Below are 17008 nucleotides of genomic sequence, written 5' to 3'. Positions count from 1 at the left end.
TAGTAGTTACGTATACATAATAGCCTTTTCAGGTGAGCTGCGTCAAATTTCATAACAAGATAATGTGGTGTCGAAATTCCGGTAGTTGAATCCGACAGTGGATTGTTATCTGATAGGGATACAATTTAAGGTTGGAGAAACGGATTGGGAGTTCAAAAGCTATAGGGTATTTGCAGGTAAGAGTGTTTTGATCAATTGAAAATGGGTATAATCGTATCGCCTGATGCTCCTGTGCATATTTCATGGTGTCAGGAAAATAACATATTCAGGCAGTAAAGAGACAGCGCTTGACTTTAAACCAGCAGGTTAGTAAATATTTTTCCTATTAGATAGCGACATGGTACCTGACGTTCATATGCAGGGATAGCCATGTTTGGAAAATACGTGAAACAGGTATAGATTGCATCCCGTCAGGGTGTCTATTCGTTTATTTCCTTTATAAATACGATTCCTTTCTACTGTGTTGAATTACGGAGATACAAATCAATGATTATTGCCCGAAGAAAACGTATCCGCAAATATATTTCTGCGTCTGCCTCAGCGTTCACTATTATGCTTTCTGTGGCTGCTGGCACATTCCAGGCAGATCCCGTAGAGGCGGAAACACTCTATGTGCAACCAAGTACAGAGGTCGTTGTCAGGAGAGGGCAGGGGAATGATTATAAGATAGTCGGGATAGTGAAAGATGGTACTGCCGTAGAACTACTTGAGGAGAGTGATTCATATTCACTCGTGCGCCTTGATAACGGTAAGGAAGGGTGGATGCTGAAGCGCTTTCTGAGCAGTGACAGGCCTCTTGCCGATCTTGTCTCATCTTTAAAGATAGAGATGGCGCACCTGCAGGAAAAAGAGATGCTTGCTACCCAGGCGATGCAGAATCTTGAAGATGAACTTGCCGAAACAAAAGCCGAACTCAATACGAGCATTGGTGAGCGGGATCTGATAAGAAACGATTTTGATGCGCTTAGAAGAGATACTGCAGATGTAGTGAAAATTAAGGATGATCTCCAGAAGACTCTTGATGAAAATAGTCAGCTTGCTGAAAAGCTTGTTGTGATAGAGTCAGAAAATACAAGCCTGAAAAAAGATAAGGCAGTCAACTGGTTTCTGGCAGGAGCAGGGGTGTTATTTGCTGGAGTACTTATGGGAAGGTTGCCTAAACCTACTAGAAGAAGAAAGTCTTCACTTCTTTCCTGAACTTAAGGGTCTTATACAAAAAAGAATCTGGGGCCCGGCTTTTGTTTCGCGTGACTGCAGCTATCTTCTTAGCTACAGGATGTGTTGTAAAATGTTGATATAGCCCTGGATGAAATGTATTATAAGGCAAAGTTATCTCAACAGCTGAAATGGTTGGCCGATCCTGGCCTCTATTGCTCTTCAGGATTGTAAATCCAATGCCATGCTTCCCACGGATAGTGCAGACTATTCTTTTCCGGGTACGTCTCTGTAAATCCAAAATCAGCCGCATTCTCCTGAAGCCATTTGTACTCAGCTAAATCGGCAAACCGCCAGTTGCTCGGATAAAAATCTACTGCAGTTCCCAAGGCATGTTGGGAGTATCCCGGGGGGGCAACATATCTAACTATATCGATGAACTCTCTGCCTTCATTGATCATTCGTATAAATATTTTCTTCTGATAGCCGGGGCTTCTATAGCCTGACTCAATTTTGAGATGCAGTCCATCTTCCTGGGCTGCTTTAAAAAGTTCAAGCAGAGCTGAATGTGCATCTTGGGTGATATAGAGGTGAGCCTCTTTGTGAGCATGGAGAGGTGGGATCATTCGAAATGAGGATTGAGGAATTTCAGGTACAGGTATCCTGTTCCCGATCCACGGTTCTGGAATTTCGTAGACTTCATCACCAAGCGTGATAGATTCAACTTCAAATTTGATTTTTTTATGATTTGCTGCAATGTCAACAGCTAGCGCATTTGTGTGCAATTGAGATAGCAGTACAAGCAGGCAAAGCAAAGATCGAGCGAAGATGTACATGTGGGGCACCAGTTTAAAGCAATTAATAGAGTACGTCGTCTATACAATTTCAGAAACACGTCAGAATGTTATCATAACATTTTCTGTCTTAAAAGTTACTGTCTCCGTAATTCCGCAATTTTAGATTGTGGATAGAGTGTTTTGAGCCAGCCGGTTTTTACAAAATGTAAGCCAGGCTACTATAAATATTAAATCTAATTTACAAAGGGAAAATTCGTATTCTCGGACAGACTCTTAGGTGCATGTGCGGATTGCATTTCGGGTCAAGGTTTCAATATTTCTTGAGTGAAATGCGCAAGGGGAATCCAGTGATGAACTCCCCTCAACATAATTAAAGAAAATCTATATCTTCTTTAATCTGCAATGAAAGATGCTCAGAATTTCAGGAAACCAGGTGGAACATTTTTCCAAGTGCCTTGCAGACCGGACATTTTTCAGGGACACTGCCGACTTCGATATATCCACAGACAGGGCATAAGTAGAAGTCACTGACATCCATGTCAACGCCATTTTTAACAGCCTCAAGTGCCTTAGAATAAATTTGCGCATGAACCTCTTCAGCTTCTACTGCAAATCTGAACATTGTTTTGGCTTTATGTCCGTCTTCTGTAGCTTTGTCCAGCATGGGCGGGTACATACTGGTAAATTCAAAAGTCTCACCATCAATTGCTGACTGAAGGTTGTCAGCTGTTGAGGCGATCATATCAAGTGCTTTAAGATGGCCTTCAGCGTGTATACGCTCAGCTTCGGCAGTGGTTCTGAAGAGCTTGGCGATATTTGCAAACCCTTCCTTTTCAGCTTTCTTGGCGAATGCTTTATATTTTTGATTGGCCTGGCTTTCTCCGGCAAAAGCTTCTTTCAAATTTTCATTTGTCGTTGGCATGTTTTCTCCTTGAAATTGATGTGGCTGATACGTCGCGAAGTGTACAAAATACAGTTATCTTAATAAAATTGTATATTAGTATACATGAATGTGCTGGTGCATGCAATTGTTACAAAATCTGCGTTTGCAACTTGCTGAATTATACAAATCAGTCAAATGGAGCGATGTTTAGATTCAGGTAATCTCCAACAATTCCACAAGCAACATGACACTATGAAGGGAAAGTGCGAAATAGTATCATTTTCTATAGTTTACTTAAACGTAAGGTGTTAAAAGCTATTGCTTCTGATGTTTCATTGAGTTAGGATGCGTGCAGTGTAGAGGGCAGAAGCTAACTATGGATTGGTGATGTACTTAATAGCGGGTGAATTTGCATAAAGGACTGATTTATGCCTATCATCAGTATTTCGCGGGGAAGTTACCATCGTGGAAGAGAAGTCGCTCAGGCTGTTGCCGAGACTCTGAGGTATGAATGCATATCTCGTGGGTCTTTGTTGGAAAACAGTGATGAGTTCGACATCCCTGAAATCAAACTCATGCCTAATGTAAAGCATGCCGCTCAGGTACTTGAACGCTTTTCCTTCGGGAGAGAGAGATTTATAAACTACATGTCCTCTTCTCTCCTTCGATTCCTAAAAAAAGATAATCATGTCTATCATGGTCTGGCTGGACAGTTTTTTGTCGAAGGTGTCAGGCATGTCATAAAAATTCGGATTATTGCTGATCTCGATGAACGTGTTGCTTCTGAAGCAGAACGGAAACACATTTCGAAAGATGATGCGCGGTTGCAGCTGATACAGGATGATGAAGAGAGGCGGAAGTGGGCAATGCTTCTCTACGGTATAGATATTTCTGATCCTTCCTGCTATGACATGGTTCTTAATATAAGCACTATGGGAGTTGAAGAGGCTGTAGAGCTGATTCGACAATGCGCAAATTTTTCCTGTTACCAGGCTACCGCAGAATCAACAAGAAAAATCCAGGATCTGGCGTTGATGGCTGAAGTTAAAGCTGCACTCTTTGACTACCCCCAGGCCGGGGTTTATGTGGATAGGGGTGCAGTAAGAGTTCAGGTAAAAGTCCCGGAGGAACAGGGGCATATTATACAGCGACGCATGGAGACGATCCTTCAAGGATTGGATGGCATTGAGTCTACTGAAATTCAGGTGTCATATTACTACTAGTATTTATGGGAGCTAGGAGGTTGAGGTGTAGGTGTTCTGCATATACAGAAAAGTGTATTTCACCTCCATTTACCTGCCTAACCTCCATCTGGTCCTGTTGTGTATTGGCGATTACGACCAATTGGCACAATCTCATGACTTGTTAGCCACAAAGTGGGAGTGGGGGTTGGTTGAAATAAGTAGTTTTTATGGTGTCTTGAAATAATATTGATGAAGGTCAGCTTTAGGGAGTGTTAGCAAAAACAATTCGTGCTAAATGTTGATTTTTCTCAAATTACGATGTAAACAGTGCGTTGTTGAGTCTCGTGCACAGAGCTGCTGGATGGGTGGACTCCTCTGTGTGTTGATGCAAAATTTTTGCATAAGGTGATTTGTCAGTGGGAATACAATCTCCCCCATTGAAGTTGTCGAACCCCCCTCAGTCTTCACGCCGCGTGGTCGAAGAGACGGCGCACTCCTGTTTTTTGTCTATAGAGCCTAGTACATATACCATTGATTTATCACAGAAAGAGCTGCTTTCTGATACATGCACTAAGCCTGAGTTAAAGAAATTTTTCACTGATGAAGTGTTACTTGCTGTAATTCCTCAATTATTCAATGTGAATGGTCGTGGATTGAAAACGGTTAGAGCAGAACATCATGGCATGTTCCATAAACTCAGATGTGTTTTTTCGCGTAGCCCGGGGTCATATTCTGGCACCCTGAATATGTTAATTACATAAGAGGGTTGTATCGTTTGCTGAAACCTCTTTTTTCGAAATATTACGAAGTGATGAGTTAGCTGAATGAGTCAATCAGAGGAAAAAAAATTTCAAGTAACCTTTCTGCCCCATGACAGAAAGATAAATGTGCCGGCTGGTGAAAGCCTCATCAGGAGTGCGATGCAGGCTGGAGTGCATGTGAATGCGTCATGTGGTGGAGGCGGTGTCTGCGGTAAATGCAGGGTGCTTGTTGAGGATGGATCCGTTTCAGGAGGAGTCTCTGATCGTCTTGAGTCAGAGGACATTGAAAAGGGATATCGTCTCGCTTGTTTGGCAACTGTCGATAATGATGTGACTATTCGTATTCCCGTTGAATCCTCAATAGACGCGAGTGCGCTCAACAAGCAGGTCACGCCACGACGTACAGCTGTGATCAGGGAAATTGATTTTGAAAATCTGAAAGAGCAGGGGCTTTTTCTTCCTCCGGTTATAAAAGAGTACCTGGAAATACTCCCCCCTGATGCCCAGAATAATATGCCGGATGTATCACGACTCGTTGAAGAACTTCGGAAGAAATCAGGATGGCATAAGTTGGAACTTACCCTTCCGGTAATTCGAAAGCTTCCTGCAGTCTTGCGTGAAGATGGCTTTAAGGTCACAGCCACACTGGTTAAACCTGTGCGTGATGATGGTAAAACGCTCATAACGAATATTCAATCTGGAGATACATCCGATAAATGCTACGGAATAGCTCTAGATATTGGTACCACCACGGTTTACAGCCAGATTATTGATCTCATTACTGGCAAATGTCTTGGCGAATACGGTGATTTTAACGGGCAGATTAGTTACGGTGAAGATGTTATTAGCAGAATAATCTTTGCAGAAAAGGGTGAAGGGCTTAAAACATTACAGGATGTTGTTGTTAAAACAATTAATAATGTTTTAAATAAATCAATTTCTATGGCGGGAATTGAGAAAGAAAACATTTCTACCATTTCCATTGCCGGCAATACGACTATGACGCAACTATTGCTGGGAATTGATCCACGGCATTTGCGCAGAGCGCCTTATGTACCAGCTTCAACGCTTTACCCGCCATTCACTGCTGCAGATATAGGTATTGATCTTGACGAGCAGACAATTGCATTAGTTTTTCCTCAAATTTCCAGTTATGTCGGTGGTGATATTGTTGCCGGCATTATGGGAACCGGGATGTATCGCCAGGAAGAGTTGACACTCTTTCTTGATATCGGCACCAATGCTGAGTTAGTTATTGGAAATCAGGATTGGCTGGCATGTACTGCATGCTCAGCTGGGCCAGCATTTGAAGGTGGTGGTGTTGAATTTGGCATGCGTGCAGCCAAAGGCGCAATTGAGGATTTTCTTATTGATCCTGTCACCTATGAACCCATGATTCTAACAATTGGCGATGAAAGGCCGAAAGGTATTTGTGGATCCGGATTGCTGACAATGGCTGCAGTGATGTTTGAGATGGGTATTATCAATAACTGTGGCAAATTCAATAGAGATCTGAATACAGATCGTATCAGGCGTAAAGAAAAAATCTGGGAATATGTGGTTGCCTGGAAAGAGGAAACGCAGGTAGACAGAGACATCGTCCTGACAGAACTCGACCTTGAAAACCTTATTCGGGCAAAGGGTGCTATTTATAGTGGATGCATGACCTTGCTTGAAGAAGTCGGCCTCACCATGGATGCTATTGAGCGTATAATTCTCGCAGGTGGGTTTGGTAGCTATATAGATCTTGAAAAAGCCATGACACTCGGCTTGCTGCCAGAAATTGATCCTGAGAGGGTCACCTATATAGGTAATGGTTCTCTTCTAGGAGCGAGAATGAGTGTGCTGACAAATAAAATTCGCCAGGATGTGGTGGAGGTGACCGGAAAGATGACTAATTTTGAGTTGTCTGAAACACCTTCATATATGAATAATTATGTTGCGGCAATGTTTATTCCACATACAGAAATTGAAAAATTTCCACGGTTAAAAGACCGAATGGAACAACGTAATAAATAGGGAATGATTGCAGAGTTGCTTCTGTAATCATCAATAATATATAAGCTGAAAAGGAGATTTGGACCATTTATGTGAAGAACAGAATCAATTAAGTATGTACCTCTACTATTTGAGTCATAAAAAAAGGGAAGGTTGAGGTGGGTGGTAACGGCAACCTTCAAGTTAATAACTCACCATTAAGGAGGCAAAAGTGGGATTTGAAATCAAGAAGGAATCCTATTCTGGTGGCATAAGACAGATTTCCATTGGTAAGGGCGATACAGCTATTACTGTTGGTGGCGAAACATCATTTCCTTTCTATACATTTGAAGGAGAGATGCCCAATAAACCCGTAATTGCAATGGAAATTTGGGACATGGAACCTGAGGATTGGCCGGAGGCGGTCACTGCTCCGTTTCAGGGTGTTCTCGCAGATCCAGCCGCCTGGGCCAAAAAGTGTGTTGAAGAGTATGGTGCAGAAGCAATAGTTCTTCAGTTGAAATCAACGGATCCGAACGATAGGAATGCAAGTCCGAGTGATGCCGCGAATACTGTTAAATCTGTTCTAGCAGCGATTAATGTTCCTCTTATTGTCTGGGGTTGTGCTAATCCTGAAAAAGATGAAGAGGTTATGAAAGTTGTGGCTGAGGCATGTGAAGGTGCAAACCTTGTACTGGGCCCGGTAGAAGAAAAGAACTACAAAGGTATTGGTGCTGCAGCGATGGGTTACGGACATGCAGTTATTGCATCTTCTCCTATCGATGTAAACCTTGCCAAACAGGTTAATATCCTGCTCGAAAACCTTGGCATGCCAATGGAACGTGTTCTGGTTGATCCGACCACTGGTGGACTTGGTTACGGTCTGGAATATACCTATTCGGTAATGGAGCGATTAACTCTCGCCGCAATGACCCAGGGCGATGAAAAACTGCAATTCCCGATGATTAATAACCTCGGTAACGAGGTCTGGAAATGTAAGGAAGCCAAGCTGACAGTTGAGGATGCTCCTCTTCTTGGTGATCCTGAGCGTCGCGGTATCCTGATGGAAGCTATTGCCGCCGTCAGTTACCTTATGACCGGTTCCAATATACTCATTATGCGTCACCCTGAAGCTATCCGTATGACAAAAGAGTTTATCGATGTCATGGCAGGTGGTGGTTCTCTTGCTGATGCTGCTCCTATCAAGAAACTTCTTGCAGATACCAAGATTGATTTTGCTGCCCTGGCACCGGAACTTGATCTGACCATCGAAGAAGAGAAGAAAGCAGCTCCTGCAAAAAAAGCAGCTCCTGCAGCTAAGAAAGCAGCTCCTGCAGCCGCTGCAGCTCCTAAAGTTGAAGCTAAGGCTGAGCTTAAAGAAGCAGCTCCTGCCGCTCCTGCAGTTGATCCTGCTGAAGCAGCTAAAGCCAAAGCAGATGCAGAAGCTAAAGCTAAAGTTGAAGCTGAAGCAAAAGCTAAGGCTGATGCCGAGGCCAAAGCAGCAGCTGAAGTCAAAGCTAAAGCAGATGCCGAAGCTAAAGCTGCAGCCGATGCCAAGGCTAAAGCTGAAGCAGAAGCACAGGCAGCTAAAGATGCATTAGAAAAACGTGAAGCCGAAGAGGCAGCACTTAGAGCTGAGCGTGCTAAAGAACGTGCATCACATGCCGCTGTAAGATCAAGCGCACCGGCTGGTGAAGTACAGGTTACCCCTGCGGAAGTTCAAACGACTGTCCAGGAGAAGATTCTCGAGATGCTGGATAGATTCCATAAACGGTAGGTAGACCGTTGCGTGGTTGAGAAGTTGTGGTAGTGCAAGGGAATTAAGCTAAGAACATACTTGAGGAGGAACCTCTGATGGCAGAAGCAACAAAAGCACCCGCTAAAGCTCCCAAACTAGCAGATCCGATGGAAGCTTCAATTGAAGTATCAACCCAGGAAATGATCCGTCGCGCGCAGAAACTGCAGATTGAAACCGTATTTGATAGAGCAGTAACAATGAAACCATGTGCAATTGGTATGCAGGGAACCTGCTGTAAGAATTGCGCTATGGGACCTTGTCGTTTACCGTTGCCAAAAAATGGAATCGAAGGCGAAGACACTCGTAAGGGATTGTGTGGTGCAACTGCAAACACAATTGCTGCAAGAAACTTTATTCGTATGATCGCCGGTGGAGCTGCTGCTCACTCTGATCATGGTCGCGGTGTTGTTGAGACTTTTCTTGCTGTGGCAAGAAAAGAAACAAAAGATTACACCATTAAGGATCCTGCAAAACTGATCCAGATTGCACCATATTTTAATGTAGCAACTACCATAGAAGTTGATGGTAAGACTTTAGATAGAGACTTGTATGAAATCGCACTCGGTGTAGGTGAGGCTGCGATTGCTGAATGGGGAAAAAGTGAAGGTACACTTGCATACCTTAAAAGAGCACCTGCAAAACTTCAGCAGAAGTGGGAAGAGCAGGGCGTTAAGCCTCGTGCTATTGATCGTGAAATAGTTGAGATCATGCACAGAACCCATATGGGTGTTGATCAGGATTACAAAAACCTGATGAAGCAGGGAACACGCGCATCACTCGCTGATGGTTGGGGTGGCGCTATGATTGCTACAGACCTTCAGGACGTAATGTTCGGTTCTCCTTCACCTTTGCAGTCTGAGGCGAATCTGGGAATCATGAAAGAAGATCATGTTAACATCATTGTCCATGGACATGAGCCTCTTCTTTCTGAAATGATTGTTGCTGCAACCCAGTCCCAGGAAATGCTCGACTATGCTAAAGAGCATGGTGCTAAAGGCATTCAGCTTGGTGGTATCTGTTGTACCGCTAACGAAATTCTCCAGCGACATGGAGTACCACCTGCGGGTAACTATCTCCAGCAGGAATTAGCCATTATCACAGGCGCATGTGATGCAATGGTTGTCGATGTACAGTGTGTTTTCCAGAACCTTGCGAACGTAGCGAAATGTTTTCATACAAAACTCATCACCACTCATCCTATTGCCAAGATGGAACAGGAGAATGTAATTCATATTGAGTTTGATGAGCATTATGCAATGCAGGATGCAAAACGCATTGTCAAAATGGCTATCGAAAACTTCAATAACCGTAGTGCCGATGTCATGATTCCTCAGCATAAAGCTAAGCAGATTGCAGGTTTTGGTGTTGAGTCAATTAAGTATCACCTTGGTGGTTCTTTCCGTGGCGACTACTACACACTGAATGACAATATCATTAACGGTCGTATTCGTGGTATCGCTGGTGTAGTTGGGTGTAATAATGCTCGTACCAAGCATAACGAAGAGCATATCACCATCATCAAAGAGCTTATTAAGAACGATGTTATCGTACTTACCACCGGTTGTAGTGCTATTACCGCGGGTATTCATGGTCTGTTAACACCTGAAGCTGCTGCTGTTCATTGCGGTCCGGGTCTGGCAGAAGTTTGTGAAACTGTAGGTATTCCGCCAGTACTGCATCTTGGTTCCTGTGTTGATAACAGTCGAATTCTGCTTGCGGCAACTGAGGTTGTTAATGCAGGTGGTCTTGGTGACGATATTTCTGACTTACCAGCAGCGGGTAGTGCTCCGGAATGGATGAGTGAGAAAGCCATCGCCATTGGACAGTATTTTGTTGCATCTGGTGTATACACCGTTTTTGGATATCATATGCCGCTTGAGGGTGCTCCTGTATTCAAGGATCATCTCTATAATGACATGGAAAAAATTTATGGCGGTAAGTGGGATTGCGAGCCAGACCCAATCAAGCATGCTCATAAGATGATTGCCCATATCGATAAAAAGCGTAAAGAGCTTGGAATTGACAAGGCACGCGAGAGGGTATTGATGGATATGGCTGACAGGCAGGCCCTTGGAATGGACTAACATTCGAGAATTCTGAACCCGTTATAAATTAATCCTCAAAGAAGGAGGAACGCATGTCTAGATTAGTAGCATTTGCAGCGATTCAGGGCGGCTATAAGGTTGTATCTCAGGTAGAGGGTGCATTAGAAAGAGCACTGCAAACCCACGATGCATCTACTAAGGTTGGTTTCGGTAACACCGCATACTATCTTCCGGTTATCTACTCGTTAACCGGTATGAAAGTGGAAACCCTTGAGGACCTCAAAAAACCTCTTGAGTTTGCTCGCGGTCTTCTGCCACCTCACCTCAAAGGACAAAATCATCTTCCATATCTTGGACCTCTGCTTGACGCAGGTATGGCAGGTATTTTTGCTTACGAGATTAAAGAAGCGCTTAGAATCCTCGAAGAACCTGATTTCTACACATATACAGAAGATCCTGACATCGATGCCGGGAAAATCTGGGTTGGTCCTGCTGATGATACCATCCTGAGAAAGCGTGGTGTCGAGTTTGTTGATGGTTCCGCTCCTGGCTTTGCTGCTATTGTTGGTGCAGCTCCTAATGCGGAAACTGCCAAAATGATCATCGAAGATTATCAGAAGAAGTCTCTCTATATCTTCTGTGCGGCAAATCATTACGGTAAAACAGCTATCGAGCAGTGTCTTGAAGCTGGTATGCAGGTAGGTTGGAATACTCGTATAGTACCGTTTGGACCAGATATCTCCTCTGCTGTATTTGCTCTTGGTTTCGCTAACAGAGCTGCTATGGCATTTGGTGGTGTTCAGCCTGGTGATTATCGCAAGATGCTCATGTATAACAAAAACAGAATCTTTGCTTTTGTTAACGCCCTTGGTGATGTTGGCACTGAGTGGGCTGTTGCAGCTGCCGGTTGTGTTAACTGGGGCTTCCCGACTCTCGCTGATACTGATATCCCAGAGATTCTGCCTACAGGTATTTGTACTTACGAGCATGTCGTGGCCAATATTCCTCACGATGAGATCTGTCAGAAGTCCGTTGAAGTTCGCGGTCTGAAGATCAACGTAACAGAGATTGATATTCCTTGTGCATTCGGACCTGCATTTGAGGGCGAGCGTGTACGTGGTGCTGATCTCTTCGGTCAGATGGGTGGTGGTAAAACTCAGTGTACCGAGCTTGTGAATATGGCGGAGATGAACGAGATCGAAGATGCCAAGGTTCAGGTAATTGGCCCTGACATCAAAGATATGAAAGAAGGTGACACACTGCCTCTCGGTATTTTTGTGCAGATTGCAGGTCGTGAGTTCCAGTCTGATTTCGAGCCTATCATGGAGCGTCAGATTCATCATCTGGTTAACTATATCCAGGGCATTATGCATATCGGTCAGAGGGATATTTCCTGGGTTCGTATAAGTAAGGCTGCTATCGATAAAGGTTTTACCTTGAAAGATATCGGTGTCGTACTGCACGCTAAGTTTCATCAGGATTTCCAGAAGATTGTCGACAAGGTTCAGGTTACTCTGTACACCAATAAAGAAGACGTTGATAAGTTGACCGCTAAAGCTCGCGCTGAGTACAAAACTCGTGATGAGCGTGTTGACACCATGACAGATGAAGATGTAGAGACCTTCTACAGCTGTAGTCTTTGTCAGTCTTTTGCTCCAAGTCATGTTTGTACTGTAAGTCCTGAGCGTACCGGTCTTTGTGGTGCGTATAACTGGATGGATTGTAAAGCATCGTTTGAGATCAATCCTACCGGACCTAACCAGCCTATTCAGAAAGGCAAGGTTCTTGATCCGTTACTTGGACGTTTTGAAGGTGTTGATGAATTTATTAAGAGTGCTTCAAAAGGCGCTATTGATACATACAACTTCTATTCAATGGTTCAGGCTCCAATGACCACTTGTGGTTGCTGTGAGTGTATCGCCGCGATGCTTCCTAGCTGTAACGGTATCATGACTGTTGGTCGTGATTATGCAGGCGAGACTCCATCTGGAATGAAGTTCACTACACTTGCTGGTGTTATGGGTGGCGGTGCTTCTTCACCTGGTTTTGTAGGTCACTCCAAATTCAACATTACTCAGGGTAAATTCATCCTGGGCGATGGTGGATTACTCCGTATGGTCTGGATGCCGAAAATGCTGAAAGAGGAGTTGCGTGAGAGAATTAACGCCAGGGGTGCTCAGATGGGCGTTGAGAATTTCGCAGATTTGATAGCCGATGAAACTGTCGGTATCACTGAAGAGGAGATCATGCCATGGCTCCAGGAGAAGGGACATCCTGCGATGACCATGGATCCGCTTATTGGCTAAATTACTCTACAGTTTGCTCGCTCATCCCAGTGTATGGATGAGTGGGCAAACCGAGTTGACATATTGATAAGGAGATAACACAAATGGCGTTAACAGGTATACAGATTTTTAAACTCCTGCCGAAGACCAACTGTAAGGAATGTGGTGTTCCCACCTGTCTGGCGTTTGCTATGAATCTGGCCTCCGGTAAAGCGGAGTTGGATTCATGTCCGTACGTATCTGATGAGGCAAGGGCACAGCTGGCTGAGGCGTCAGCTCCCCCTATTCGTCCGGTACTTGTTGGTAAAGGTGTGCGGAAGGCGACCACTGGCGGTGAAACCGTCATGTTCAGACATGAAAAAACATTTTTTAATCCAACACTTTTTGCTGGGACTTTAACTTCTGACACATCTGTAGCAGATGTTGAGACGACCCTGAAAGCTTGGAATGCATTACAGTATGAGCGTGTTGGTTTCAATCTGCGTCCAGAGCTTATCGCGTTAAAAGATACAAATGGCGATAAAGCTGCTTTTGCTGCGCTTGCAAAAGTAATTGCAGAGACATCTGAGTTTAACCTCATTCTTATGAGTGATGATGCTACAGTTATCAGTGCAGCAGTTGAAACATGTGGTTTCAAACGTCCTCTCATCTACGCTGCCACAGAGGCAAACGCTGATGCAATGGGACAACTTGCGCTTGATAACGATCTGCCACTGGCAGTCAAAGCTGATAATATTGACGGTATCATCGCTTTAACTGAGAAATTGACCGGCATGGGCTTGAAGGATCTGGTAATCGATACAGGTACCCGCGAGCTGAAGCAGGCATTGGAAGATCAGGTAGCAATCAGACGTTCAGCACTGAAAGACAATAATCGTTCAGTTGGTTTTCCAACAATCGTTTTTGCTTCAGAGATGGCGTCCAATAAGGATATGGAAGCCCTCGTAGCAGGCATGTTTGTATCCAAGTATGCCGGTATTGTTGTGCTTTCCAGCCTGGAAACTGAGGTTGTGTTCCCGCTGCTGCTTGAGCGCCTGAACATCTTCACCGATCCTCAGAGACCAATGACGGTAACCGAGGGCATCTATCCTATCGGAAATCCAGACGAGAACTCACCTGTTCTCGTTACCACTAACTTTGCACTTACCTACTTCATCGTATCCGGTGAGATTGAAGCAAGTAAGGTTCCTACATGGTTACTGATTAAGGATGCGGAAGGCCTGTCTGTTCTTACAGCATGGGCTGCTGGTAAATTCGGTGGTGATGATGTAGGAATGTTTGTGAAGAAATGCGGTATCATGGACAAAGTTAAGCACACCGAGCTTGTCATTCCAGGTTATGCTGCAGCAATCGCTGGTGATGTTGAAGAAGAACTTGCTGGCTGGACGATTACAGTCGGACCGCGTGAATCTGCTCACCTTGCAGGTTTCCTGAAGGCGAAAGTGTAATAATGAACAAAACTCTGTCGGAATTATTCCGGCAGAGTTAACAATATCCGGTGACATATTAATATATCGTGTCACTTGAGATTATATGTCCCTGAAGCAGGGATACTGACAACGAACTCAGTAACGGAGGAGTACAATGATTCTTTTTGGTGAAAGCTTGAATGTTATTTCTACAATAATAGGAAAAGCATACAAGGAGCGTGATCCGAAACCAATCCAGGAAGAGTGCCTAGAGCAGAAAGAGCTGGGAATGGATTATATTGACATCAATCTCGGACCTGCTAAAAAAGACGGCCACGAATTGATGCCGTGGGTTTGCCAAGTCGTACAGGAAGTAGTACCTGAGATTCCTCTGCTTCTCGATAGTTCTAATATAGCTGCCATTGAAGAAGGACTGAAGGTTCTGAAGCCATGTGCAAAGCCACATATTGTGAACTCAATCATGGCACGTCCTGAGCGTTACACCGTGATGTTACCTATGGCTGCAAAGTACGAAGCAGACATTGTAGCACTTATGTGGGGACCTGATGGATTGCCTCGTGACGAAAATGAGCGTGCAGCTCTTGCTGTTGAGCTTCTTTATGCTGCGAATGAAGCAGGAATTCCAAATGAGAAAATCTGGGTTGACGGTATTGTTACTCCAGTGAATATTCAGCAACAGCAGTGTATGAGCTTGTTGAATTTTCAGATGATGCTTGAAGATATCGCTCCTGGTGCAATGTCTACCTGTGGTCTGTCTAATATCTCCAACGGACCTCCAGTTGAGCTTCGCCCGATCTTGAACACTACCTATATGGTTATGCTCGGAAGATATGGTATGAAGTCTGTAATATCCGATCCTCTTGATAAGAATCTTACCGCCGTAGCAAAAGGTAAGCGTCAGGATATCGTCGATGTTGTCTATCAGACCATGGATGGAAATGCTCCTGATATTAGTAGTCTGAGCAAAGAACTTGGTGATTACGTGAAAACCGTAAAGGTTATCACAGGTGAAAACCTGTTCTCTGATTCATATCTTGACATCTGATTTAGTTACACCATGAGTATAAAGGCCTCACCTTGAAAAGGGTGGGGCCTTTTTTGCTTTAGGCTGGTAAAACATTATCTAAGAAATAAAATAATAACCGTAAATATATATATTTGCTACAAGGTGAAGATGTATTACGGTATACATCTCATACAGAAAAAAATGTTGAGTTTTGCTGGCTTGGTGAAGTTGATTTTACTGAGATAACTTTAGCTTATTGGATGAAAGATGACTGTTGATAAGAACGATGCGAGTTGGGTATATGTGTTTGTCAGTAAATCAGGCGTCAAAGAGACATTTCTCGGCCTCTATAACGAAGAGCAGGAAGTGAATTTCATTCCTGCCTTTGCATCTAAAGATGACGCTAATGAGTGCTTTCTGACAATGCCGCGTGAAAAAGGCATAAAGTACGAAGTGCAGGCTGTTCATGTGGAAGAGTTGGAGAGAGAGGCTGCTCAAAATCAATTTGTTGTGGCGTTGGTAGATAAAAACGGAAAAATTATCAAGTAGCTTTGAAGAACTTTAACCCAGTGTTGACAGGAGAATGTAACTCGTGAGTCTCAAGATTGCTATTGGTGGTAAAGGTGGGGTTGGTAAGACAACAGTAACTGCATTACTGGCTCGTTGCCTGGCTGCTGATAAAAATAACAAGGTCATTGCCATAGATGCTGATCCCGTTGCTAACCTGGCTGCAGGGCTTGGTATCCCAGAAGACGAGCCTATTACCCCGATTGCTGAACTATCTGAATTGATCAGTGAACGAACCGGAGCTAAACCCGGTACTATGGGTGGATTTTTCACTCTGAATCCCAAGGTTGATGATATTCCAGACAGATTCTCAAAAGAAAGGGACGGTGTTAAACTTCTGGTCATGGGGACGGTTCAAAGTGGTGGTTCCGGGTGTATATGTCCCGAAAGTACCATCCTTAAAGCCCTGATGACTCATCTGGTGCTTTACCGTGATGATATTGTGTTGATGGACATGGAAGCTGGAGTTGAGCATTTGGGTAGAGCAACTTCCGGCTCTGTTGATGCGCTTGTGGTGGTTGTCAATCCAGGTGCTCGCAGTAGAAATGCGGCACATAAGATTCGACAACTTGGTCAGGATATCGGGATCAAAAATATCGTGATACTTGGTAACCGGGTGCGTGGTCCAGAGGACGAAGAACTGATCAGATCATCGTTACCTGATTTCGAGATTCTTGGATTTTTGCCTGAGGACGACGCAATTGTTTCTGCTGATAGAGATGGTACACGTCCATTTGAGTCTGATATTCAAAAAGCCCCTAAAGAACTGTTTGCAGTTGCTGAAAAATTACGATCATATGACAATCAATAGTATGCATTAGTGATATTGATTTATCGTAGCTGTTCCTGTGTTTCCTCCCTGCAGAAGATAGAGTGTATCTCTGCGGGGAGTTTCATTTTTATCTCCGCTTATCCTTAAACAATCTTTTCCCATATATTGTGTGTTCAAATCTGTTTCCTCTCGTAAGTTCTGCCTGCTTTTACGTTATTGTCAGTTCTTCCATGAAGTAAGCGATCATTAGAAAGTCATCAAGAAATAGTCTTTTCATTTCTCTGGCAATAAAACAAACGATCGACATTGACAATACCACATTGTAGCGATATATCTTATACATAGCTG

General features: G+C 43.9%; 12 protein-coding genes. 10 read left to right on the top strand and 2 right to left on the bottom strand.

Features of this window, described 5'->3' with window-relative positions; translation table 11 throughout:
• The first annotated feature begins 486 nt into the window (after nucleotides 1-486).
• The gene (locus FCL46_RS13590) at nucleotides 487-1197 is read left to right on the top strand and encodes a TIGR04211 family SH3 domain-containing protein (protein ID WP_136807805.1); all 711 of its coding nucleotides are present in this window, start codon (nucleotides 487-489) and stop codon (nucleotides 1195-1197) included.
• Between the two features lie 170 nt (nucleotides 1198-1367).
• On the opposite strand, the gene FCL46_RS13585 is transcribed toward FCL46_RS13590, so the two are convergent.
• Complete coding sequence (locus FCL46_RS13585) at nucleotides 1368-1991, bottom strand: M15 family metallopeptidase (RefSeq protein ID WP_136807806.1); 624 nt, start codon at nucleotides 1989-1991, stop codon at nucleotides 1368-1370.
• A 382-nt stretch (nucleotides 1992-2373) separates the two neighbouring features.
• Nucleotides 2374-2874 carry a rubrerythrin family protein gene (locus FCL46_RS13580; RefSeq protein ID WP_136807807.1) on the bottom strand — a complete coding sequence of 167 codons (501 nt, stop codon included), beginning with the start codon at nucleotides 2872-2874 and terminating at the stop codon, nucleotides 2374-2376.
• Nucleotides 2875-3263: 389 nt separating this feature from the next.
• Between FCL46_RS13580 and FCL46_RS13575 the strand changes: the two genes are divergently transcribed.
• From FCL46_RS13575 to FCL46_RS13535, 9 genes are all read left to right on the top strand, one after another.
• A complete protein-coding gene (locus tag FCL46_RS13575; protein ID WP_136807808.1) occupies nucleotides 3264-4058 on the top strand; it encodes a cytidylate kinase-like family protein in 795 nt (264 codons plus the stop codon).
• Between the two features lie 785 nt (nucleotides 4059-4843).
• On the top strand, nucleotides 4844-6799 hold the full coding sequence (locus FCL46_RS13570) for an ASKHA domain-containing protein (RefSeq protein WP_136807809.1): 1956 nt from the start codon (nucleotides 4844-4846) through the stop codon (nucleotides 6797-6799).
• 190 nt (nucleotides 6800-6989) lie between these two features.
• Complete coding sequence (locus FCL46_RS13565; RefSeq protein ID WP_136807810.1) at nucleotides 6990-8534, top strand: acetyl-CoA decarbonylase/synthase complex subunit delta; 1545 nt, start codon at nucleotides 6990-6992, stop codon at nucleotides 8532-8534.
• A 77-nt stretch (nucleotides 8535-8611) separates the two neighbouring features.
• Nucleotides 8612-10639 (top strand): anaerobic carbon-monoxide dehydrogenase catalytic subunit, encoded by a 2028-nt coding sequence (gene cooS, locus FCL46_RS13560; protein ID WP_136807811.1) that lies wholly within the window; start codon nucleotides 8612-8614, stop codon nucleotides 10637-10639.
• Nucleotides 10640-10692: 53 nt separating this feature from the next.
• Nucleotides 10693-12906 (top strand): acetyl-CoA decarbonylase/synthase complex subunit alpha/beta, encoded by a 2214-nt coding sequence (gene acsB, locus FCL46_RS13555; RefSeq protein ID WP_136807812.1) that lies wholly within the window; start codon nucleotides 10693-10695, stop codon nucleotides 12904-12906.
• A gap of 83 nt (nucleotides 12907-12989) precedes the next feature.
• Entirely contained in the window at nucleotides 12990-14333 is a 1344-nt protein-coding gene (acsC, locus tag FCL46_RS13550; protein ID WP_136807813.1) for an acetyl-CoA decarbonylase/synthase complex subunit gamma, read from the top strand.
• Between the two features lie 136 nt (nucleotides 14334-14469).
• Nucleotides 14470-15360, top strand: a complete 891-nt coding sequence (locus FCL46_RS13545; protein WP_136807814.1) for a dihydropteroate synthase — start codon at nucleotides 14470-14472, stop codon at nucleotides 15358-15360.
• A gap of 228 nt (nucleotides 15361-15588) precedes the next feature.
• Nucleotides 15589-15870 (top strand): DUF3110 domain-containing protein, encoded by a 282-nt coding sequence (locus tag FCL46_RS13540; RefSeq protein ID WP_136807815.1) that lies wholly within the window; start codon nucleotides 15589-15591, stop codon nucleotides 15868-15870.
• Nucleotides 15871-15913: 43 nt separating this feature from the next.
• A complete protein-coding gene (locus FCL46_RS13535; RefSeq protein ID WP_136807816.1) occupies nucleotides 15914-16699 on the top strand; it encodes an ATP-binding protein in 786 nt (261 codons plus the stop codon).
• Nucleotides 16700-17008 lie beyond the last annotated feature (309 nt).

The organism is Desulfosediminicola flagellatus (assembly GCF_005116655.2).
GTDB classification, from domain to species: Bacteria; Desulfobacterota; Desulfobulbia; order Desulfobulbales; family Desulfocapsaceae; genus Desulfopila; species Desulfopila flagellata.
The sequence above is the reverse complement of the archived record's forward strand: the minus strand, read 5'-3'. Positions and strand labels throughout refer to the sequence as shown.

Excerpts from the sequence above, each read along its gene's own strand:
- FCL46_RS13590 (WP_136807805.1), top strand. The coding sequence starts at position 487 with ATGATTATTGCCCGAAGAAAACGTATCCGCAAATATATTTCTGCGTCT.
- FCL46_RS13585 (WP_136807806.1), bottom strand. The coding sequence starts at position 1,991 with ATGTACATCTTCGCTCGATCTTTGCTTTGCCTGCTTGTACTGCTATCT.
- FCL46_RS13580 (WP_136807807.1), bottom strand. The coding sequence starts at position 2,874 with ATGCCAACGACAAATGAAAATTTGAAAGAAGCTTTTGCCGGAGAAAGC.
- FCL46_RS13575 (WP_136807808.1), top strand. The coding sequence starts at position 3,264 with ATGCCTATCATCAGTATTTCGCGGGGAAGTTACCATCGTGGAAGAGAA.
- FCL46_RS13570 (WP_136807809.1), top strand. The coding sequence starts at position 4,844 with ATGAGTCAATCAGAGGAAAAAAAATTTCAAGTAACCTTTCTGCCCCAT.
- cooS (WP_136807811.1), top strand. The coding sequence starts at position 8,612 with ATGGCAGAAGCAACAAAAGCACCCGCTAAAGCTCCCAAACTAGCAGAT.
- acsB (WP_136807812.1), top strand. The coding sequence starts at position 10,693 with ATGTCTAGATTAGTAGCATTTGCAGCGATTCAGGGCGGCTATAAGGTT.
- acsC (WP_136807813.1), top strand. The coding sequence starts at position 12,990 with ATGGCGTTAACAGGTATACAGATTTTTAAACTCCTGCCGAAGACCAAC.
- FCL46_RS13545 (WP_136807814.1), top strand. The coding sequence starts at position 14,470 with ATGATTCTTTTTGGTGAAAGCTTGAATGTTATTTCTACAATAATAGGA.
- FCL46_RS13540 (WP_136807815.1), top strand. The coding sequence starts at position 15,589 with ATGACTGTTGATAAGAACGATGCGAGTTGGGTATATGTGTTTGTCAGT.